17 protein-coding genes and 2 tRNA genes are annotated in these 19,824 nt (G+C 69.4%); 10 read left to right on the top strand and 9 right to left on the bottom strand.

The genetic code is table 11. The annotated features are described in order from the left end of the window. Positions 1 to 20: 20 nt before the first annotated feature. The 6 genes from AB0K21_RS16675 to AB0K21_RS16650 all read right to left on the bottom strand — a co-directional run bounded on the left by AB0K21_RS16675 (position 21) and on the right by AB0K21_RS16650 (position 3,262). A complete protein-coding gene (locus tag AB0K21_RS16675) occupies positions 21 to 1,298 on the bottom strand; it encodes a hypothetical protein (protein ID WP_364150750.1) in 1,278 nt (425 codons plus the stop codon). 223 nt (positions 1,299 to 1,521) lie between these two features. Beyond that, positions 1,522 to 1,950, bottom strand: coding sequence for a MaoC family dehydratase (locus AB0K21_RS16670; RefSeq protein ID WP_343964868.1), 429 nt, complete (start codon positions 1,948 to 1,950; stop codon positions 1,522 to 1,524). Position 1,951: 1 nt separating this feature from the next. Next, a complete protein-coding gene (locus tag AB0K21_RS16665) occupies positions 1,952 to 2,398 on the bottom strand; it encodes a MaoC family dehydratase N-terminal domain-containing protein (RefSeq protein ID WP_343964870.1) in 447 nt (148 codons plus the stop codon). Between the two features lie 271 nt (positions 2,399 to 2,669). Next, positions 2,670 to 2,834, bottom strand: a complete 165-nt coding sequence (rpmG, locus tag AB0K21_RS16660; protein ID WP_030921771.1) for a 50S ribosomal protein L33 — start codon at positions 2,832 to 2,834, stop codon at positions 2,670 to 2,672. Between the two features lie 80 nt (positions 2,835 to 2,914). After that, positions 2,915 to 2,988, bottom strand: a tRNA-Met gene (locus AB0K21_RS16655). Between the two features lie 201 nt (positions 2,989 to 3,189). Beyond that, positions 3,190 to 3,262, bottom strand: a tRNA-Thr gene (locus AB0K21_RS16650). 323 nt (positions 3,263 to 3,585) lie between these two features. Here AB0K21_RS16650 and AB0K21_RS16645 point away from each other — a divergent pair. Continuing rightward, complete coding sequence (locus AB0K21_RS16645; RefSeq protein WP_364150745.1) at positions 3,586 to 4,227, top strand: hemerythrin domain-containing protein; 642 nt, start codon at positions 3,586 to 3,588, stop codon at positions 4,225 to 4,227. 93 nt (positions 4,228 to 4,320) lie between these two features. Here the strand turns inward: AB0K21_RS16645 and AB0K21_RS16640 are convergent, their stop codons facing one another. Next, positions 4,321 to 7,641 carry a BTAD domain-containing putative transcriptional regulator gene (locus AB0K21_RS16640; protein WP_364150742.1) on the bottom strand — a complete coding sequence of 1,107 codons (3,321 nt, stop codon included), beginning with the start codon at positions 7,639 to 7,641 and terminating at the stop codon, positions 4,321 to 4,323. 55 nt (positions 7,642 to 7,696) lie between these two features. Between AB0K21_RS16640 and AB0K21_RS16635 the strand changes: the two genes are divergently transcribed. The 8 genes from AB0K21_RS16635 to AB0K21_RS16600 all read left to right on the top strand — a co-directional run bounded on the left by AB0K21_RS16635 (position 7,697) and on the right by AB0K21_RS16600 (position 17,216). Continuing rightward, on the top strand, positions 7,697 to 8,011 hold the full coding sequence (locus tag AB0K21_RS16635; RefSeq protein ID WP_364150739.1) for a hypothetical protein: 315 nt from the start codon (positions 7,697 to 7,699) through the stop codon (positions 8,009 to 8,011). Positions 8,012 to 8,267: 256 nt separating this feature from the next. Beyond that, positions 8,268 to 8,516 carry a hypothetical protein gene (locus AB0K21_RS16630; protein ID WP_343964891.1) on the top strand — a complete coding sequence of 83 codons (249 nt, stop codon included), beginning with the start codon at positions 8,268 to 8,270 and terminating at the stop codon, positions 8,514 to 8,516. A gap of 531 nt (positions 8,517 to 9,047) precedes the next feature. Then, positions 9,048 to 12,764, top strand: a complete 3,717-nt coding sequence (locus AB0K21_RS16625) for a nitrate reductase subunit alpha (protein ID WP_364150735.1) — start codon at positions 9,048 to 9,050, stop codon at positions 12,762 to 12,764. Continuing rightward, a complete protein-coding gene (gene narH, locus AB0K21_RS16620; protein WP_364150732.1) occupies positions 12,764 to 14,548 on the top strand; it encodes a nitrate reductase subunit beta in 1,785 nt (594 codons plus the stop codon). The genes AB0K21_RS16625 and narH overlap by 1 nt, the downstream gene beginning before the upstream one ends. Then, positions 14,545 to 15,225 carry a nitrate reductase molybdenum cofactor assembly chaperone gene (gene narJ / locus AB0K21_RS16615; protein ID WP_343964897.1) on the top strand — a complete coding sequence of 227 codons (681 nt, stop codon included), beginning with the start codon at positions 14,545 to 14,547 and terminating at the stop codon, positions 15,223 to 15,225. The genes narH and narJ overlap by 4 nt, the downstream gene beginning before the upstream one ends. Before the next feature lie 48 nt (positions 15,226 to 15,273). Then, positions 15,274 to 16,008 carry a respiratory nitrate reductase subunit gamma gene (gene narI / locus AB0K21_RS16610; RefSeq protein ID WP_343964899.1) on the top strand — a complete coding sequence of 245 codons (735 nt, stop codon included), beginning with the start codon at positions 15,274 to 15,276 and terminating at the stop codon, positions 16,006 to 16,008. Positions 16,009 to 16,111: 103 nt separating this feature from the next. Beyond that, complete coding sequence (locus tag AB0K21_RS16605) at positions 16,112 to 16,696, top strand: HPP family protein (RefSeq protein WP_343964901.1); 585 nt, start codon at positions 16,112 to 16,114, stop codon at positions 16,694 to 16,696. Between the two features lie 97 nt (positions 16,697 to 16,793). Beyond that, positions 16,794 to 17,216 carry a YchJ family metal-binding protein gene (locus AB0K21_RS16600; RefSeq protein ID WP_364150727.1) on the top strand — a complete coding sequence of 141 codons (423 nt, stop codon included), beginning with the start codon at positions 16,794 to 16,796 and terminating at the stop codon, positions 17,214 to 17,216. A gap of 53 nt (positions 17,217 to 17,269) precedes the next feature. Here the strand turns inward: AB0K21_RS16600 and AB0K21_RS16595 are convergent, their stop codons facing one another. After that, a complete protein-coding gene (locus AB0K21_RS16595; RefSeq protein WP_364150724.1) occupies positions 17,270 to 17,866 on the bottom strand; it encodes an RDD family protein in 597 nt (198 codons plus the stop codon). A gap of 179 nt (positions 17,867 to 18,045) precedes the next feature. Between AB0K21_RS16595 and AB0K21_RS16590 the strand changes: the two genes are divergently transcribed. Further along, positions 18,046 to 18,636, top strand: coding sequence for a hypothetical protein (locus tag AB0K21_RS16590; RefSeq protein WP_364150721.1), 591 nt, complete (start codon positions 18,046 to 18,048; stop codon positions 18,634 to 18,636). 450 nt (positions 18,637 to 19,086) lie between these two features. Here AB0K21_RS16590 and AB0K21_RS16585 read toward each other — a convergent pair whose 3' ends face one another. Continuing rightward, positions 19,087 to 19,725 (bottom strand): DUF6461 domain-containing protein, encoded by a 639-nt coding sequence (locus AB0K21_RS16585; RefSeq protein WP_364150718.1) that lies wholly within the window; start codon positions 19,723 to 19,725, stop codon positions 19,087 to 19,089. Between the last annotated feature and the right edge of the window lie 99 nt (positions 19,726 to 19,824).

Raw genomic sequence — 19,824 nt, 5'->3', positions numbered from 1 at the left:
GGCAGAAATCCGCGACCAGCCTACGGGGAGCGCAGCAGGCTCAGCACCCGGTCGTAGGTCCGCCGCGACTCCCTGTCGCGATATTCGGGGTCGACCTCGTCCTGGCCGCGGCGTCGCTCCCGGCGGACCGGGAGGTCCCTGCCCAGGCCGACCAGGGTGCCGGGGAGCCCGAGCGAGAACTCCAGGTCGGCGTTGCGGTAGTAACGGGCCTCGGTGGGGAAGCCGCCCGCGGCGAGCACCGTGTCACGCCTGACCGCGATCAGGTGGCCGAGCAGTGCCCGGACCTCGCCCGGTTCGGCCTCCAGCCACTCCTGACCGTCCTCGCGAGGGTTCACGCCCTTCCAGCCCGCCGCGGTGACGTCGTCGTCCAGCGCCTTGACCAGCGGGGTGATGGCGTCGCCCTCCAGGATCATCGAGGTGTCCATGACGACGTGCACGTCAGAGGTGTCGAGGCGCAGCAACTTGTCACGGCTCTCCCCCCACCCGGCGGAGCCGCCCCTCCAGTGCGGGAGTTCGGCCACATGCCATGCCGTCACCCGGTGGGGGAACTCCTGCGCCAACTCCTGCAGGACGGCTCCGGCGCCGTCCAGGTTCCCCAGGTCGAGGGCGAGGATCCTGGCCTCCGTACGGGCGACCAGGGCGCGTACGCACTCGCGCAGCTCTTCTGGCCGGCCGTCGACCAGCAACGCGACGGTCACCGTCGAGTGCGCCGCCCTCGGCTCCTCGACCTCGGCGGGGGCGACGATGGTCTCGTCGAGCCGGGAGACCGACAGGCTGGCGTCCCAGAGCAACTGGGAGGAGACCATCCGGTCGGGATGGCCGTGGAGATCGTCCGACCGGCCGACCAGCTCGGCGCCCTTGGGTCTCGGCCGAGGTGCCGCCTCGGTCTCGGCGACCCGCTCCGCGTCCAGGGGTTCGAGCCGCCCGGGGTGACGCCCCGGATCCGCGGCCTCGGCGACCTGTCCGGCATCGGCGGATTCGTCCCGCCCCCGGGCCGCGTCTTCGGTGCCGGTGTCCGCGGCGGTGCCCGGCCGGTCACCGGAACCCGTGCCGGCACCCGCGTCGGAACCCTCGCGCCTCCCGGCAGCCGAGGCGTCCTCGGGCAGGGAACGGAGCGTGGGCCACACCTCGAAGGGAGGTACGGGAATGAGTTCGAAGCCGACCGCGGTGTCCTGGACGAGCCAGCCCTCGGCTCTGATCTCGTCGCGGAGCGCGTCGGCCGCGGCATGGTCGTGCCCGGCTCGCGCCCTGGCCCACCGCTCGGCCAGGTTGGTCACGTCAGGTGGTACTTCGCTCATGCCGGGGACGCTACCCACGGACCGAGAGAAGATTCGGCCCGCGAGCATGCCCTCGCCCGACGACCACTAAGCCCTGTCCTGTGGATCTTGCCGTGGCGAGGATCGGTCAGGTGGTGTCTCGCAAGGCGGAGGAGGGAGCCGCGGCGTGCCGCGGTGACCGACGACAACGCGGCGAGGCGCCGCCTGACCGACCGCAGTAGGCAAAAGATCCGCAGGACAGGGCTTAGGACAGCTGGACCACCGCGCGGGCCTTGGACAGGACCCGGGAGTCGTTGGCCCTGGCGGTCAGGGCGACCACCACGCGCTTGTCCTCAAGCTTCTCCTCGATGATCCCGCTCACGGTGATGACGGCACCCTGTTCGTCGTCCGGTACGACGACCATGGAGGAGAAGCGCACCCCGTAGTCGACGACCGCGCCCGGATCGCCCGCCCAGTCGGTGACGAACCGTCCTCCCTGGGCCATGGTGAACATGCCGTGGGCGATGACGTCCGGCAGCCCGACGGTCTTGGCGAAGCGCTCGTTCCAGTGGATGGGGTTGAAGTCACCGGACGCCCCGGCGTACATCACCAGGTTGGCGCGGCGCACCGGGTAGTCGGCGGGCGGGATCTCCTGCCCCGTCTCGACCTCGTCGTACTTGACAGTCGCAGCCATCTCAGCCCGCCCCTCCACGCTCGACGATGGTGTTGTAGGTCGTGCACACGGGCTCGCCGTCGACGGTGCTGACCTCGCTCCTGACGGTGATCAGCTCATTGCGGCCGACGTTGCGGATGTCGGTCACGGTGGAGACGCTGACCAGCTCGTCCCCGGCGTGGATCGGCCGCCGGTACTCGAAGCGCTGCTCGCCGTGGACCACCATGGCGAAGTTCAGCCCGAGCTCGGGGTCGGCCAGGATCGTCCCCCCGGCCAGGCTGAACACGATGGGAAAGGTCGGCGGGGCGATCACGTCGGGATGTCCGGCCGCCTGGGCGGCCGCCCTGTCCCGGTAGATCGGGTTGTCGTCGCCGATCGCGGCGGCGAACTCTTTGATCTTCACCCGGCTGACCTCGTACGGCGAGGAGGGCGCGGACGCCCGCCCGATGAAGTCACGGTTCAAGGCCATCGTGCTCCTTTGCGGATACCGAGCCGGCGAGGCCGGAACCGGTGGGTCGGGCAGACAGTAACAGCACAGGATTCCAGGGTGTGCCCTCGGGGCCACCAGGAAACCGTAGCCCGAAACCACTACGGCTCCGCCTGTCCGCCGCGATCAACACCCGAGCGGAAAAGCTGTACGGATACGACAAACCGGCGCCCGCCTGAGGACGCCGGTTTTCGTGGAGTATGTGCGTGCCCGTCAGACACTCATCTCCCACCGGAGCGGGAGGCTTCGCGGACTAGCGAGTCTCGCGGTGCGCCTGGTGCGTCTTGCAGTTCGGGCAGTACTTCTTCAGCTCAAGCCGATCCGGGTCGTTGCGCCGGTTCTTCCGCGTGATGTAGTTGCGGTGCTTGCACTCCTGGCAGGCCAGCGTGATCTTCGGCCTAACGTCGGTGGCAGCCACTTGGGAGTGCCTTTCTACGTTCGGGACAGTGGACAACCCACGGCAGAGCCCCTCTTGCGGGAGGGGACCCCGGTGGGTAGTAGCGGAGGCCGGACTTGAACCGGCGACACAACGATTATGAGCCGTTTGCTCTGCCTGACTGAGCTACTCCGCCTTGAGGCCGATGGAATCGACCGACCTCGCAAGGATACCCGACCCGTAGAGTGCCTGCGTACTTGTGCAGGTCAGGGCGACCTCTTCTGGGTTACCCCAGTATGCCCGTTCATGCGTCGGGAACCTTGAGTGTTTTCTGGCCGACTCAAAGGTCGACCAAGCCGAAAGCCCCAACCCGAAGGTCAGGGCTTTTAGGCTGTTGAGCCCCTTTACGGAATCGAACCGTAGACCTTCTCCTTACCATGGAGACGCTCTGCCGACTGAGCTAAAGGGGCCTGTCCGTGTCGCTCTCGCTTGCGGACAGGTGTAACCATACACGGCTCCGGAGCGGGATGCGAAATCAATCGAGGACCGTCCGGATCACCACACGTCCTCCCCCGGGGATCCCCTGGAATCGCCGCCCGCACCCCGGATCCGGGCCTCCGCCCGGGAGCCCCCGGCGGCCGCCACGACGGGCACCGGCGGCAGCGGAGACGCGTCCGCGCCAAGTCCGCCATGTCGGGGGCCGGACGACCACCAAGTAGCCGCCAAGTAGCTGATAAGAGGGTTGCCGCACCGTGGTGGGTAAGCGTCCGCACCGCCTAAAGGAGTACCCGAGATGACCCCCGAACTGCTGGGATTTCAGATCACCCACCGCGCCATGCGCGCCGACACCCGCCGCCTCGCCGAACTCGCGGCCCAGCTGGCCGAGGGACGGCAGGTGGCCGATCCGGCCCGCGCCCGCGCCATCGCCGAATTCATCACGACCCTGAACCAGGGCATCCACCATCACCACACGATGGAGGACGAGGTCCTCTGGCCCGTCCTCGAACGGTCCGCCGGAGCCGAGGTGGACCTGCGCGACCTCAGTGACGACCACGCCGACCTCGACCCGCTGCTGACCGAGATCAACGCCCAGGCCGCCGCGTTCGCCTCGACCGGCGACGCCGCCGTGCTCGCCAAGTCCCTCACCCGGCTGGCCGACATGCTCGACGAGCACATCGTCGAGGAGGAGCGGCTGCTCTTCCCGATCATCAAGAAGTACGTGTCCGTCGCCGACTGGGAGAGGGTCGAGACGGCGGTGCGCAAGGGCGGGAACGTCAAGCTCGATCTGCCGAGGATCGAGCAGTACGCCAAGCCCGACGAGCTGGCCCGGCTGCGCAAGCTCGCCGGCCCCATGCTGATGCTGATGATCTCCCTGTTCCGGCGCGGCCACCGGCGCCGTCAGCGGCTCGTCTTCGGCCCCCTCGCCGACCTCTGATCCGGGCCGCACCGCCACGCCGTCCCGGAGCGTCCGCCCGCGCGGCGTGATCCGGCGCCGGGCCCGGTGTCGCCCGCTCCCGCGACGGGCCGCCTACACCCGGTTCGAGCCTCCCGTGGGGGGCCGGCCCCCGCTTTCCGCGAGTGCCTCCGTCGCCCTGCGTGTCCAGTGCGGCGAGCCGACCCGCTCGGCGATCCGCACCGCCTGCTCGTAGTGGGCACTCGCGTCGCGTCCGAGGAAGGCCGCCAGGTCACCCAGGATCAGGGCGACCGGACCCAGCGTGATCGACCCGGAGTGCATCCCGGCCAGCTCGCCGTCCCAGGGCAGGAGCGTCCGGTAGCAGCGTTCGGCCACCGTCCGGTCGCCCAGCGCGATCGCGCTCTCCCCGCGCAGTCCCTGCCAGAGGAGCCAGAAGTAGTCCAGGTTGGGCTCCAGGTCGGGCCGCCAGTAGGCGCGCGCCTCGTCCACCCTGCCCTCGGCGATCAGCGCCCGGACGACGATGTCCGCCAGCCCCTCGGGAACGAAGGAGTACAGCGTCAGCAGCTCCGTCATGTCGTGCGGCAGACCGCCCGCCAGCCGGGTCACGAACCTGCCCAGGGCGCCGATGATGTGGGCGACTGCCCCGCCCGCGGCCACCATCCGCTCACCGATCGCCAGGTAGGACCGTTCCGCGCCCTCGAAGTCGCCCTTGACCAGCATGACCAGGGTGTCGAGCATGGACAGCACGCTCAGCGCCAGCCCGAGCTGGCCGGTGGTGGAGTGCTCCAGGGCCCGGTCCGCGTGCCGCCTGGCCGCGGCCAGGTCGCAGCGGCCCAGACTGACCATGGACAGGGCGTGGTGCCCCTGCATGGCGTACCCGGGCATCCCGTCGCGGTCGCCCAGCTCAACCATCTCCCGGCCCAGTACCTCCAGCTCGTCACGGCGGCCCGGGGTCAGCAGCACGAAGTAGCGGGCGTTCAGGGCCAGGCCGAGGAGGTCGCTGCGGCCCAGCCGCCGGGCGATCACGACCGCCTCGGCGCTGTAGGCCAGGCAGCGCTCGTCGTCGTGCCCCTCCAACTCGAAGACGAGCGTGGCCAGCAGCCGGCAGCGGGTCTCGTCGTCGGCCTCCTCCAGCGCCTTCACCAGCGCGTCGACGAGTGGCTCGTCCACGCTCCTGTCCGGCTGGATCGACCAGGTCACCGGGGCGTCGTAGGCGGTCAGCGCCCGGTTCAGACCGTCGCCCAGCCGTCGCGCGAGGGCTATGGCCCGCTCGCGGTTCTCCCTGGCGGCCAGCACGTTGCCCTCGTGCGCCTGCACCTGTACCAGCGAACAGAGCAGGTCGAGCCGGAGCTCGTCGTCGGCGGTGAGGTGCAGCGCCCCCCGGTAGAACGTCCCGGCCTCCCGGTAGGAGTGCATACCGCGCGCCTGCTCGGCCGCCGCCCTGGCATAGGACACCACCCGCTCCGCTGGGACCGTGGTGGCCGCGGCGAGCGCGTGGTGGGCCAGCGCGGTGACCTCTCCCGGCCGGACCCGTTCCAGCGCGCCGACGACCCTGCCGTGCAGGCGAACCCGGCGCAGTCCCGGCGTGTCCTCGTACAGCGTCTCCCTGACGAGGACGTGGGCGAAGCGCACCCGGCCCGGCGCGGGCTCGGTCAGCAGCCCGGTCAGCACGCCCGCCTCCAGCGCTTCGAGCACGGCGTCCTCGTCGGAGCCGTCCAGAGCGAGCAGCACGTCGACGTCGACGTCCCGCCCGACGATGGCCGCGTCCCGCAGGGTTCTCTGGGCCGCGGCGGGCAGCCTGGCGATCCTGCGCCTGATCAGGTCGCGCACGCCCGGCGGCAGCGCACGGGCGGCCGAGGTGCCGTCCGTGGTGATCAGCCGCGCGGTCTCGCAGACGAACAGCGGGTTGCCGCCGGTGCGCTCGGCCACGGTCCGCGCGGTCGCCGCGTCCACCTCCAGGCCCGAGCGCTCACGCAGCAGCAGCGCCACGTCCTCGTCGCCGAGCCCGTGCAGGTCGAGCCGGTGGGTGTCGTGCCCGGCCAGGGCCGCCCAGGTCGTCCCCAGGTGGTCGACGGCCTCGGTGGGCCGGTAGGTCGCGACGATCATGATGTCGGCCTTGGCGACGCCCGTCGCGAGGTGGCGCAGGAGCTGGAGCGTCTCACTGTCGGCCCGGTGCACGTCCTCCAAGACCACCAGCAGCCGAGTGCCCTGCCCGACGATCCGGGACAGGTAGTCGCCCACCGCCCGGGCCAGCAGGAACGGCCCCGCCGGCGGGGCGCCGTCGTCCAGCAGCGGCGCCAGCCGGGCGGCCAGGTCGTCCTGGGGCGGCCGGTCCGCGGCCAGCGCGCGCAGCACCTCGCTCCACGCCCAGGCGGGCGGCGCCCCGCCGTCGGTCTCCGGGCACTGCCCGGTCGCGGTCAGCCAGCCGCGTGCCGCCTGCCGCCTGGCGAAGGCCGTGGCCAGCGCGCTCTTGCCCGCTCCGGGGTCTCCGCCCAGCCAGACCGTGCGCAGCCCGCCCCGGTCGGCGATCGCCTGCAGCGTCGCCATCTCCTCGGTACGACCCACGAGTTCGGGTACCGGAACGGCGGCGGGATCCGGCGTGTCCAGGTCCCGTCCGGGCCCGTTCCGCCCAGGCTCCTCCGTGGGCCCCCTGTCGGCACCGGACGCGAGCGTGGCCGGGCGGTTCAAGGAGTCGGCGTGGGCGAGGATGTCGCCTTCCAGCGCGCGCAGCGCGGGACCGGGGTCCACCCCCAGCTCGTCCGCGAGGGTCCCGCGGGCCTTCCTGATCGTGGCCAGGGCATCGGCCTGCCGACCGGCCCGGTAGTAGGCCAGGGCGAGCAGCCGGACGGCGTTCTCCCTGAGCGGATGGGCTCGGACGTGCTGCTCAAGCTCGATCTCGGCGTTGCGGCCGAGCACCAGCAGCGCCTCCGCCCGGTGCTCCACGGCGACCAGTCGCAACTCGTCCAGCCGTACGGCCTCGGGCTCCGCCCACTCGTCGTCGGCGAACTCCGCGTAGGCGGGCCCCTGCCAGAGCGCGAGTGCCCGGTCCACCGCCTCCAGGGCCCGCGCCCCGTCTCCTACGGCGAGCGCGGCCCCGGCGGCGTCGACCAGGCGGGGGAACAGCCAGGCGTCCACCCGCTCGGGCTCCAGCCGGAGGCGGTAACCGGGTGCGGCACTTACCAGTACCGTGGCGGGCGTGCGCGGCAGCCGTCCGGGTTCGAGCACCCGTCGCAGGTTGGACACGTAGACCTGGAGGGCGGCCAGCGCCTTGGGAGGGGGTTGCCCGCGCCACAGGTCATCGATGAAACGATCGGTGGAGACCACGTGCCCACCCGCCGCGACGAGCCTGGCCACCACGGCCCGCTGCCGGGAGGTGCCTAGGTCGACCGTACGGCCGTTGATCTCCGCCTGAAGCGGACCAAGAACTCGCAACATAGCAAAGGGCAGGATAAGCGCCCTCGGACTGCTTTTGGTGAACATTAGGAGCAGAATGCTGCAAGACCGTCGCAAGGAAACGATCCGGGCGCTCGACGAGAGCGACCGGCCGCACCTGTACTGGCACGGGATGGACGGCGACGGCCACGTGTGGCTGTTCGAGACCGTCATCGACAGCGGCGGGGAGTACTGGCCCGTGCGCCACGCCGAGCTGGGCTCGGACGGCGTGGCCCGCACGTACTCGTGGAACCATATCGAGGACGAGCACGGCTTCCTGGCCGAGGGCCCGATCTATCCCGGCGACTTCGGCCTGAACTCCTTGACCTCCGAGGAGTTCGAGACCCTGTGGGCGGCGCTCAGCGGGCGGTGAGGTCCTCCCCCGGGGCTCCTCCCGCCGCCCGGGCGGGTCTTCGGGGTGGCCGGAGCCGCCAGACAAGCTCAAATCCGGACATTTGCTGACTGCGCATGAAGCTAACGGTCAAAAAGCGCACACAATATCCCTTTCTATTGATTTTCGAATGTTTTCGATCACTACTCGGCGGTAGTTCCGGTCCCGCCGTAAGTCCGGCACATTGAGATGACAAAGCGGGTTATTTCGCATATAGGCATGGGGGTAGGTTGCTCGCATGAGCGGAACGCCCGGCCTGAGGATGGCAGCCTCGGACATGACCGCGCTGAGCCTGAGGACCGCCGACGCGGTGGTGCTGTTCGACTGGCTCATCAACGTGGACCTTGATCAGATCCCCGTCCGGCACATGGCACAGAAGCAGGCTCTGATGGACCTTCTCCAGCAGCTCGACCGGAGCATCCCCGGCCACACCCACGCCGACATCGAGCGGGCACACCTGCTGCTGACCCGCGAGATGGGCCTGTAGTCCCGCCCGCTCCCCACCTCCGGCCGCCGCGACGAGCGGGACCGCGTGCCGCCGCCCGCGGCGCCGGACGCCCGTCCCATAGCGGCCCGCCGGGTGTGCCGGGTGAACTCCAGCGGATTTTTCCGTACGAATGTCCGGCAGAATGTCGAAAACGACCGGGGCTGCTTCTACCTGTGAGGGAGAACGCCGAGAACGGCGCCCGAACATGAAATACATGATGCCGATGCGGTTCAGCGGGCAACCGTAGGACGAGGCCCCGCCGACCCGTCGAGGACACCAAAGCCCATATCGAGTTCACGCACGACACGAACAGGAAGCTCACCGAGGCCGCGCCCGGCCCCGGCGGCAAGCCGCCGAACAAGCCGATCGAGGTGATGTCGGCGGCCCCGCCCGAGGAGCTGTGACCGCTGGACGGCCCGGCCTTTCCACATGTGCGGCCCGGACATGGCCGCCACCGAAGGTAAGGGGGCGAATACCCAAAGTTTGCGGGCCTGGCCGGTTGCCCGATAAATCCGCCGGTAGATACATCGCATGGTCAACAAGCGAACGGCCGGGAAACCCACAACGGAGGGAGCGGCGGAGGCGCTGCTACGGGTGGGGCGGTTTTTCAGCCGGGGCACCTACTCCGATGACCTAAGAGATGTCTCCTACCGGGGTGGCCGGAACTCCGACACCTTCTACCGGGACCGGTGGTCACACGACAAGATCGTGCGGTCCACCCACGGGGTGAACTGCACCGGATCGTGCAGCTGGCGGGTGTACGTCAAGAACGGGATCATCACCTGGGAGACGCAGGAGGTCGACTACCCGACGGCCGGCCCCGACCGGCCCGAGTACGAGCCGCGGGGGTGCCCTCGGGGGGCGGCGTTCTCCTGGTACACCTACTCGCCGACCCGGGTGCGATACCCGTACGCGCGCGGGGTGCTCGTGGAGATGTACCGCCAGGCCAAGGAGCGGCTCGGGGATCCGTTGCTGGCCTGGGCGGACGTGGTGGGCGACCCGGAGCGGCGGCGACGCTACCAGCAGGCGCGCGGCAAGGGCGGGCTGGTGCGCGTCACCTGGTCCGAGGCGCTGGAGATGATCGCCGCCGCCCACATCTACACCATCAAGAGATACGGTCCGGATCGGATCGCCGGGTTCACCCCCATCCCGGGCCAGTCGGTCCTCTCCCACGCGATCGGCACCCGGTTCCTGGCACTGATCGGCGGCCAGGCGCTGTCGTTCTACGACTGGTACGCCGACCTGCCGGTGGCCTCCCCCCAGGTGTTCGGCGACCAGACCGACGTGCCGGTGTCCGGCGACTGGTGGGACGCGGCCTATCTGATCATGTGGGGTTCCAACGTTCCGGTCACCCGGACACCGGACGCGCACTGGATGGCCGAGGCCCGCTACAACGGCCAGAAGGTGGTGGTGGTCTCCCCCGACTTCGCCGACAACACCAAGTTCGCCGACGACTGGCTCCATCCCCATCCGGGCACCGACGGCGCGCTGGCCGCCGCGATGGGGCACGTGATCCTGCGGGAGTGGTTCGTCGAGCGGCAGGTGCCGTACTTCGTCGACTACGTCCGCCGCTTCACCGACCTGCCGTTCCTGGTGACGCTGGAGGAGCGGGACGGCGCGTACATCCCCGGGCGGTTCCTGCGCGCCACCGACCTCGGCGGCGAGCCGGCCACGCTGGAACACGCCGCCTGGCGCACCGTGCTGCTGGACGACGCCACCGGCACCCCGATCATCCCGAACGGCACGGTCGCCGACCGCTGGTCACAGGAGGAGGGGCGGTGGAACCTGAGGCTGGGCGACGTGGTCCCCCGGCTCACCCTGTACGGCGACGCGGAGGCCACCGGCGTCGAGGTGCTGCTGCCCCGGTTCGACACCGCCGACGGCTCGGGCGCGATACTGCGGCGCGGCGTGCCCGCGGGGCGGGTGACACCCGGCGGGCCGCTGGTCACCACCGTCTTCGACCTGCTGCTGGCCCGCTACGGGGTGGGCCGGGACGGGCTTGCCGGCGACTGGCCGACCGGCTACGACGACGCGGCGGCACCCGGCACCCCGGCCTGGCAGGAGACGATCACCTCGGTGCCGGCCGCCGCCGCCATCCGGATCGCCAGGGAGTTCGCCCAGACCGCCGAGCGCACCGACGGCCGCTGCATGATCCTCATGGGGGCGGGCACCAACCACTGGTTCCATTCGGAGACCACCTACCGCAACTTCATCACCCTGCTGCTGCTCACCGGCTGCGTGGGACGCAACGGCGGCGGCTGGGCGCACTACGTCGGCCAGGAGAAGTGCCGCCCGCTCACCGGCTGGACCACGCTGGCCACCGCCGCCGACTGGCAGCGGCCCAGCCGGCAGATGATCGGCACCGGGTTCTTCTTCCTGCACACCGACCAGTGGCGCTACGACCACTTCCGCGCCGACGCCCTGGCCTCGCCGCTCGGGGCGGGCCGCTTCGCCGGGATGACCGCGGTGGACGTCCTGGCCCAGTCCTCCCGGCTCGGCTGGATGCCCACCTACCCCACCTTCGACCGCAACCCGCTGGACCTGGCCGACGAGGCGCGCGCCTCCGGCCGGGACCCGAACGAGCACATCGCCGCCGAGCTGGCCGCCGGCCGGCTCGGCTTCGCCATCGACGACCCCGACCATCCGGACAACTGGCCGCGCATCCTGCTCACCTGGCGGGCCAACCTGCTGGGCTCGTCCGGCAAAGGCGCCGAGTACTTCCAGCGCCACCTGCTCGGCACGCACGACAACCTGCGGGCCACCGAGGCCCCCGAGGAGACCCGGCCACGGGACGTGCGGTGGCGTGATCCGGCCCCCGAGGGCAAGCTCGACCTGCTGCTCTCCCTGGACTTCCGGATGACCTCCACGGCCCTGCTGGCGGACATCACCCTGCCCGCCGCGACCTGGTACGAGAAGCACGACCTGAACGCCACCGACATGCACCCGTTCGTGCACTCGTTCAACCCCGCCGTGGAACCGCCCTGGCAGGCGCGCACCGACTTCGAGACCTTCAACGACATCGCCAGGGTCTTCTCCGAGATGGCCGTCCGGTACCTGGGAACCCGGTACGACCTGGTGGCCACCCCGTTCAACCACGACACGCCCGGCGACATCGGCAACCCGCTGGGCGCCGCCCAGGACTGGCGGGCCGACTCCTCGACGCCGGTGCCGGGTAGGACGATGCCGGCGCTGACCATCGTCGAGCGGGACTACACTGCGGTCTTCGACCAGATGCGCACGCTCGGCCCGCTCGCCGACTCCAAGGGGTTGCCCTGCAAGGGCGTCGTCTACCAGGTGGGCTCCGAGCTCGCCGAGCTCGCCGCCGCGAACGGAACCGCGCGCGGCGGCCCGGCCGGCGGACGGCCGCTGATCGACACCGAGGAGAAGGCGTGCGAGGCGATACTCGCGCTGTCCGGCTCCACCAACGGCCGCCTAGCCGACCAGGGCTTCCACACCCTGGACCGGCGGGTCGGCTCCGCAGGCGGCGGCCTGGCCGGGCTGGGCCGCGCGGACGCGGATCGGCGCATCCGGTTCGCCGACACCCAGGCACAACCGCAGCGCACCCTCACCAGCCCCGAGTGGGCCGGTGACGAGAGCGGCGACCGCCACTACAGCCCTTTCACCATCAACGTCGAGCACGCCAAACCCTGGCACACCCTCACCGGGCGCCAGCACTTCTACCTCGACCACGACTGGATGCGGGAACTCGGCGAGAACCTGCCGACCTACCGGCCGCCGCTGAACATGCACCGCCTGTTCGGCGAGCCCGTCCTCGGTGCCGATGGGACCCGGGAGGTGACGGTCCGCTATCTCACCCCGCACAACAAGTGGTCCATCCACTCGGAGTACCAGGACAACCTGATCATGCTCTCGCTCTCCCGGGGCGGCCAGGTGATCTGGATCAGCCCGCAGGACGCCGAGGCCATCGGCGTCGTCGACAACGACTGGATCGAGGCGGTCAACCGCAACGGCGTCGTGGTCGCCCGGGCCATCGTCTCGCACCGGATGCCGGCCGGGACCGTCTACATGCACCACGCCCAGGACCGGGTCATCGCGGTGCCCAGGAGCGAGGCCACCGGCCGGCGCGGCGGCATCCACAACTCGCTGACCCGCGTACTGCTCAAACCCACCCACCTCATCGGCGGTTACGGGCAACTGACCTTCTTCCCCAACTACTTCGGCCCGGTCGGCACCCAGCGGGACGAGATCACCGTGCTCCGGCGGCGCGCCCAGGAGGTCGAGTACTGATGCGGGTGATGTCGCAGATCGCCATGGTGATGAACCTCGACAAGTGCATCGGCTGCCACACCTGCTCGGTCACCTGCAAGCAGACCTGGACCAGCAGGCCCGGGGTCGAGTACGTGTGGTTCAACAACGTGGAGACCCGTCCCGGGCAGGGGTACCCGCGCCGTTACGAGGACCAGGAGCGGTGGCGCGGCGGCTGGAAGCTGACCCGGCGGGGCCGGCTGGTCCCCCGGGCCGGGGGCCGGGCGCGCCGGCTGGCGAGCATCTTCGCCAACCCGCTGCTGCCCAACATCCGCGACTACTACGAGCCGTGGACGTACGACTACCAGTCGGTCGCCGAGGCGCCGGCCGGCGACGACTTCCCGGTGGCGGCGCCCAGGTCACTGCTCAGCGGCAAGCCGATGAGCACCATCGCCTGGTCGGCGAACTGGGACGACAACCTGGGCGGCATGCCGCAGCACGGTGCGGACGACGTCGTCCTCAGCCGGATCCAGGAGAAGGTCAGGCTGGAGTTCGAGCAGACGTTCATGTTCTACCTGCCGCGGATCTGCGAGCACTGCCTCAACCCGTCCTGCGTGGCGTCCTGCCCGTCCGGCGCGCTGTACAAGCGGGTGGAGGACGGGATCGTGCTGGTCGACCAGGACCGCTGCCGGGGGTGGCGGATGTGCGTGACCGGCTGCCCGTACAAGAAGATGTACTTCAACCACAAGACCGGCAAGGCCGAGAAGTGCACCTTCTGCTTCCCGCGGATCGAGGTCGGGCTGCCCACCGTCTGCTCGGAGACCTGTGTGGGGCGGCTGCGGAACATCGGCGTGCTCCTCTACGACGCCGACCGGGTGCCGCAGGCCGCCGCCACCCCGCGCGAGCAGGATCTCTACCCGGCGCAGCTCGGCGTCTTCCTCGATCCGCACGACCCGCGGGTCGGCGTCGAGGCCGAGCGGGCGGGCATCCCGCACGAGTGGATGGAGGCGGCCCGCCGCTCTCCCGTCTACGACCTGATCGCCAGGTACGGGGTGGCGCTGCCCCTGCATCCGGAGTACCGCACGCTGCCGATGGTCTGGTACGTGCCGCCGCTGTCCCCCGTGGTGGAGGCGATCACCGCCGCCGGGCATGACGGGGAGGACCACGAGAACCTGTTCGGCGCCATCGAGAAGCTGCGCATCCCCGTCTCCTATCTCGCCGAACTGTTCACCGCGGGCGACCCGGCCCCTGTCGAGCTGTCCCTGCGGCGGCTGGCCGCGATGCGCGCCCACCGGCGGCGGCTCAACCTCGGTGACGCCGTCGACCCGGCGATCGCCGAGTCGGTCGGCTTCACCGTCGAGCAGCTGGACGACATGTACCGGCTGCTGGCCCTGTCGAAGTACGAGGATCGTTACGTCATCCCGACCGCCGTCGCCGGGGACGTCCGCGCCCTGGAGGAGACGGCGCTGACCGGATGCAGCCTGGACTACGAGGGCGGTCCCGGGATGGGCGGCGGCACCGCCTCGGGACCGTTCGGCGAGGCGTCCGGACGTCCGGCACCGCTGTCCGTGGAGACCTTCCACACCCTGCGTGACCGCAGCACGGCCGACCGCTCCTCCGACACCTCCGGCCTGCGCGGCCGGGTCAACCTGCTCAACTGGGACGGCCGTGGCCTGCCCGAGGGAATGTTCCCTCCCGGGTCCGGCGACAACGCGGACGGCGCAGGAGGCCCCGGACCGGATGCCGGTCCCGGCGAGATCACCGGGCGGCCTCCCCAGGAAGGCGAGACCACTCGACGGCCTTTCCGGAAAGGGCCGAACCCGTGAGACCGCGCTGGACCTCCCGGAAACGGAGACCGTCCGCGAACGACCGGGCCGTGGTACGCCGGGCCGCCGGATTGTGCCTGGACTATCCCGACCGGGATCTCTTCGACCGGCTGCCGCTGATCCGGGCCGCGCTCGCCGAGAGCGGCGCGCATCCGGCGGTGGCCGCCGTCGCCGGGTTCGTCGACCACCTGGCGGCCGAGGAGCCGTTGCGGGCCGAGAAACACTATGTGGCGACCTTCGACACTCGCAACCGCCGTTCGCTCCACCTGACCTGGTGGAGCGACGGGGACACCCGTCGCCGGGGGTTCTCACTGGCCGCGCTCAAGTCCCGCTACCGGGCCCGCGGGCTCCTCCCCCCGGACGGCACCGAACTGCCGGACTACCTGCCGGCCGTCCTGGAGTACGCGGCCCTGGAACCCGAGGACGGGACGGCGCTGCTCCAGGAGCACCGGACCGGCCTGGAGCTGCTGCGGTTCGCCCTGCTGGAAGCCGGCACGCCGTACGCGCTGCTGCTGGAGGCGGTGTGCGGCACGCTGCCCGGCCCCTCTCCCCGCACCCGCGAGGAGGCCCGCGCGCTGGGGGGTCGCCCGCTCGACGCCGGCCCGGAACCGGTCGGCCTGAACGCCACCGGCCTCCTCCCCTGGAATTCCATCGGCAACCCCGGAGGCACCGGATGACCCCGTACACATCAGACCGGAACCGGCAGGCGCGTCTGGAGGCCCGCGATGCCCTCGCCCGCTGACATCTTCCTGTGGGGGGCGCTGCCCTACGCAGCCGTCGCCCTGCTCGTCACCGGCCTCATCTGGCGGTGGCGCTACGACAGGTTCGGCTGGACCACGCGCTCATCGGAACTGTACGAGTCACGGCTGCTGCGGTTCGGCAGTCCGATCTTCCATGTCGGACTGCTGGTCGTGCTGGTGGGTCATCTCGTCGGCCTGTTCATCCCGCAGAGCTGGACGGGCGCCGTCGGCTTCGGCGAGAACGACTACCACACGATGGCGCTCTGGCTGGGCATAGCCGCCGGGGTGCTCACCTTCGGCGGCCTCATGCTGCTGATCTGGCGGCGCCGCACCACCGGCCCGGTCTTCCTCGCCACCACCCTCAACGACAAGATCATGTACATCTTCCTGGTCGGCGCGCTGGGGCTCGGGTTGTCCACCACGCTGATCAACGCCTCCGGACCCGGCTACAACTACCGGGTGGACGTCTCGCCCTGGGTGCGCAGCCTGTTCGTCTTCCAGCCGGAGGTCTCGCTGATGGCGAACACTCCGGTGGAGTACCGCGTCCACGCGGTGTCCGGGCTGCTGCTGTTCGCGATCCTGCCGTTCACCCGGCTGGTGCACTCGTTCACCGCCCCGGTGCCGTACCTGTTCCGCCCCTACATCGTCTACCGGGCCCGCGATCCGCAGGTCATCGGCACCACCGCCCCCCGGCGCGGCTGGGAGCGGAGCGATATCTGACCACTTCCCGGCGTGCCTCGTCCATCCCCGGCGCGACCGGGAACGGAACGTTATCCGACTACCCCGGCCTGAACGCCGGGGCTCTCCAGTCTCAGGAGATCCGATGAACGACCGGCCCCGGCACGGGATCGCCGCGCTCCAGTTCGACGAACTGGTGCGGCGTCACCCGGAACGGTTGGTGCGCGCCATATACAGCGGTCTCAACAGCTTCATCTCGCTGGGACTCATGGCGTTGATCGCCTACACCACCAACGCCCCGTTCGTCTTCCCGTCCCTGGGTCCCACGGCGTTCCTGCTCTTCTACACGCCGCGGAGCGCTTCGGCCTCGCCGCACAACAGCCTGATCGGACACCTGATCGGCGTGCTGGCCGGCTGGTTCGCGCTGGCGGTCACCGGGCTGCTGAACACCCCGCCCGACCTGGAGAGCATCGGCCCCAACCGGATTCTGGCCTCCGCCATCGCGCTCGGCCTGACCTGCGGGCTGATGCCGGTGTTCAACGCCGCGCACCCGCCGGCCGGCGCCACCACCCTGATCGTCGCGCTGGGCCTGCTGCGGACGCCCCCTCAACTGGGCATCATGATGCTCGCGGTGCTGGTCATCGTCATCCAGGGGTTCGTGATCAACCGGATGGCGGGCATCCCCTACCCGCTGTGGCACCGGCCGCCCAGGAACAACGAAACCACCTGACCCACCGCCTGCCGAGGCCCCCACCACGCTGCCCCGCCTCGCCTGCGTCGGGGCGTCGGGGGCGAGCGGACCGGCGGGCCTGAGCCACAATGGAGCCATGTCCCCGCGCACGCCACGCCCTCGACCGGTCCGCGTCACCCCGGCGACCTGCCCCTGCGGGCTGCCCTCGGCCTACGACGACTGCTGCGGCCGGCTGCACCGCGGGGAGACCAAGGCGAGCACCGCGGAACAGCTGATGCGCTCCCGCTTCAGCGCGTTCGCCGTGCACGACGAGGCGTACCTGCTCCGCAGCTGGCACCCCACGACCAGGCCGCCCGGCGTCGGCTTCGACCCCGCGCTGCGCTGGACGCGCCTGGAGATCCTCGGCGGCACCGAGGGCGGCCCGTTCTCCGCCGCGGGCACCGTCGAGTTCCGCGCCCACTACACCGAACACGGCCGTCCAGGCGAACTCCAGGAGAACAGCCGCTTCGTCCGCCACGACTACACCTGGGTCTACCTCGACGGCATCGTCAGTGAATAGCCGGGTCTCCTCTTCCGTACCTCCGCCCATGGGGTGCTAGGCGGAGGCGAAAGCTACCTCCCCACCAGTAGCGAGAAGAGCAGGATCGCGGCGCACAGGGTGATGACGACCCCCAGGCTGAACAGGAATCCGCCTACTCCGAACTTTTTCCTGCCGGGGCCGGTAAGGTCGACCACGACGGTCTCGGCGATCACGTCATGCAGGCACCGGCGTTTCGAACCGATGAATATCCACAACATGTCGACCAGGCTGATCAGCATCCCGGAATACGGCACCAACGTCAGGGCCGAATAGACAAGGGCACGAACTCCCGCCTGGCGCAGACTCGGCGTCTCGCCGGTCTTCCTGGACACCACCTTCAACCGCCACAGTCGTTTGCCGAGCGTCTGCCCCCACAGCGCGTGCTGCAACCAGTAGTAGACGGCGAGAAGAACCGCGAGCCCGACGTCGATCGGCCAGTAAGGATTTCCCGAGTAAGGGTTGAGATAGGTGTCGAGGGTCAACTCGAACTCGGTGGAATCATCGACGATCACCCCATAGATCGGTGAGGTCGCTATCGCAAAGATCAGCATATCGACGATGGCGGCCCCAAAACGGTAACGTCTCGCGGCGAGAGTCCAGGGGGCCAGGGTGTGGGGGGCGACTGTCATGCCGATCAGTGTGTCGGACAATCTTGATGTGTGAACCCGGAGCGATGGGAGTCTCGAGGCTTGGCGCCGGGAACGGTGAGCGGCTCCACGCGAAGTGCGTCGGCATAACCGGGGAGATCTTCACATCGTCCTGGGTAAGCGGTTCCGCCGACTCACTGATCGCCTTTCGCGACTAGAACGTGATCTTCACCCTCGATGATGGCCACGTGAACATGGATGAGCTGCGCTCCCGCGTCGAGGTGATGTCCCAGCGGTTTGGGATCACCCCACCCGATGTGGTTTACGGGGAGCCGCCCCAGGGGTCGGACTGCACCTTGAAGAGGCGCGGCAAGAATTCCCTGATCGTCATCGGCGCTACCTTCGATGCCCTGCCGGAGCATATCCAGGATGCGGATCTCGCTTGGGTCATCGCGGCATCCGACCGGGCACGTGTTCACAAGGAGGGGGTTTCATTTCCAGCCTCGGCCGGCATCGGCGTTGTGATCGGCCTGGCCGTAGTCCCACTGGTCTTTCTGTTCGACTCGCTCATCCCGTCCATCGCGGTGGCACTGACACTTCTCATCGCGATCGGAATACCGATCATGATGAGACAGCAGATATACGCGCTGGACCGCAGGGTGGTCGAGGTCTGCGGAGCAGAGATGATCCATCGCGCCCTGAAGTACTGTCAGGAACACCCACCTCGGATGCGAGGTCTATACCGACTCGCATGGAAGATCCAGCCCTCCATGGCGAAACGAATTACCCGTCTGAATCCTGCGAATGTATGAGGGCGCTCGACTCCCCCACGATATAAGCAGGCCTCCTGCGACTCCACCCGGTTTCCCCTGCCCCGATCGTCTCGTACACCTTTGATTCACCGTTGACCGACAACGGGGTCTGCGAATCCGCAAACGCATTCTGCCGGTCAACCGAAGCACCTCCCCAAAGCGAGACAGCGCCGTTGTTCGCGCGTCGCCAACACCGTCGCGGGATGACCTGCCGCGCGACGTCCGGTTCCTTACGCGACGGGCATCGCCGCCGGTATGGGCTGACCGTGCCGGTCGACCCCTCGCCGGGAATCGCCGGACCGGGCGGCGGGTTCCGGGTCCTGGCCGACAAAGGGCTCTCCCCCGCGTTCCGACCGCCGTCCTCCTCCAGGCCGCCACCACCCTCCGGTCCCGCCCACCATCCCATTTCACATCCGCACACCAGGCTTGATGTCGACCTGCCCACAGTCCTCAGTCCGCCACGGGTTCCTGAGAGATCAGATACGGCCGTTCCTGCTCGACCCACTCCTCACTCAACCGCGCTCCGGTGGTCAGCTCAATGGCGGCCAGCATCGCCGCTCGCCAACTCTTCCCGTTCTGCCAGTCAAAATAGGGCACCATGGTTCGCAGTTCGGGCCATCGTGCCAGGTTGGGCAGGTCTATCCAGTCCTCGACGAACATGGTGTCAAACGTCAGAATCATCTCCCCGTCGGCGGCGAAGCTGATGCGGTTGTTGGCGTTCACGTTCCAGAAGGCGCTGTACGCCCGAGCATTGGTGCTGAGGCGCGGAAGTGTTGGAGCGTGGACTCCCTTGAACCCGTTGTATTCGAACAGCATGGTCACAGGGCCAGAGTTATCCACCAGCATCGACCAGTCGGACCCGTCGGAGTAGTCATCCTCGAAGCTCGCGATCTCCTTGGCCTCGTAGCCGGCGCCGCCACTCACACGCCCGCCGATCTCAGTGAGCGTGAGTGGTTCTCCGTCGTTGGGAACGACGACAGTCCAGCAGATGGCTTCCCCTAGCCAGTGTCCCGCAAGAAGCCGCTGATAGCGCCGGTACACGTCCGAGACCACAGGCCGTCCGTCACCCATATCGTGAAACTCCATCATCTGGAAGGTATGTGAGGATCAGGATCCTTCCAGCCGGGTACGACAGAACAGCAGCCCTCGCTGGGCGTTCCTCGGTCAAGATGAACGCTCTGGTGGCGT

It is taken from the genome of Streptosporangium sp. NPDC049248, assembly GCF_040678965.1.
GTDB lineage: Bacteria > Actinomycetota > Actinomycetes > Streptosporangiales > Streptosporangiaceae > Streptosporangium > Streptosporangium fukuiense.
This window is presented reverse-complemented; position numbering and strand designations above follow the sequence as displayed.

What these genes read in the sequence shown, in the direction of transcription:
- AB0K21_RS16630 (WP_343964891.1), top strand. Translation starts at nt 8,268, where the DNA reads ATGAGCGGAACGCCCGGCCTGAGGATGGCAGCCTCGGACATGACCGCG.
- AB0K21_RS16605 (WP_343964901.1), top strand. Translation starts at nt 16,112, where the DNA reads ATGAACGACCGGCCCCGGCACGGGATCGCCGCGCTCCAGTTCGACGAA.
- AB0K21_RS16675 (WP_364150750.1), bottom strand. Translation starts at nt 1,298, where the DNA reads ATGAGCGAAGTACCACCTGACGTGACCAACCTGGCCGAGCGGTGGGCC.
- AB0K21_RS16640 (WP_364150742.1), bottom strand. Translation starts at nt 7,641, where the DNA reads ATGTTGCGAGTTCTTGGTCCGCTTCAGGCGGAGATCAACGGCCGTACG.
- AB0K21_RS16670 (WP_343964868.1), bottom strand. Translation starts at nt 1,950, where the DNA reads ATGGCTGCGACTGTCAAGTACGACGAGGTCGAGACGGGGCAGGAGATC.
- narI (WP_343964899.1), top strand. Translation starts at nt 15,274, where the DNA reads ATGCCCTCGCCCGCTGACATCTTCCTGTGGGGGGCGCTGCCCTACGCA.
- AB0K21_RS16645 (WP_364150745.1), top strand. Translation starts at nt 3,586, where the DNA reads ATGACCCCCGAACTGCTGGGATTTCAGATCACCCACCGCGCCATGCGC.
- AB0K21_RS16595 (WP_364150724.1), bottom strand. Translation starts at nt 17,866, where the DNA reads ATGACAGTCGCCCCCCACACCCTGGCCCCCTGGACTCTCGCCGCGAGA.
- narH (WP_364150732.1), top strand. Translation starts at nt 12,764, where the DNA reads ATGCGGGTGATGTCGCAGATCGCCATGGTGATGAACCTCGACAAGTGC.
- AB0K21_RS16625 (WP_364150735.1), top strand. Translation starts at nt 9,048, where the DNA reads ATGGTCAACAAGCGAACGGCCGGGAAACCCACAACGGAGGGAGCGGCG.
- AB0K21_RS16600 (WP_364150727.1), top strand. Translation starts at nt 16,794, where the DNA reads ATGTCCCCGCGCACGCCACGCCCTCGACCGGTCCGCGTCACCCCGGCG.
- AB0K21_RS16665 (WP_343964870.1), bottom strand. Translation starts at nt 2,398, where the DNA reads ATGGCCTTGAACCGTGACTTCATCGGGCGGGCGTCCGCGCCCTCCTCG.
- AB0K21_RS16635 (WP_364150739.1), top strand. Translation starts at nt 7,697, where the DNA reads ATGCTGCAAGACCGTCGCAAGGAAACGATCCGGGCGCTCGACGAGAGC.
- AB0K21_RS16585 (WP_364150718.1), bottom strand. Translation starts at nt 19,725, where the DNA reads ATGATGGAGTTTCACGATATGGGTGACGGACGGCCTGTGGTCTCGGAC.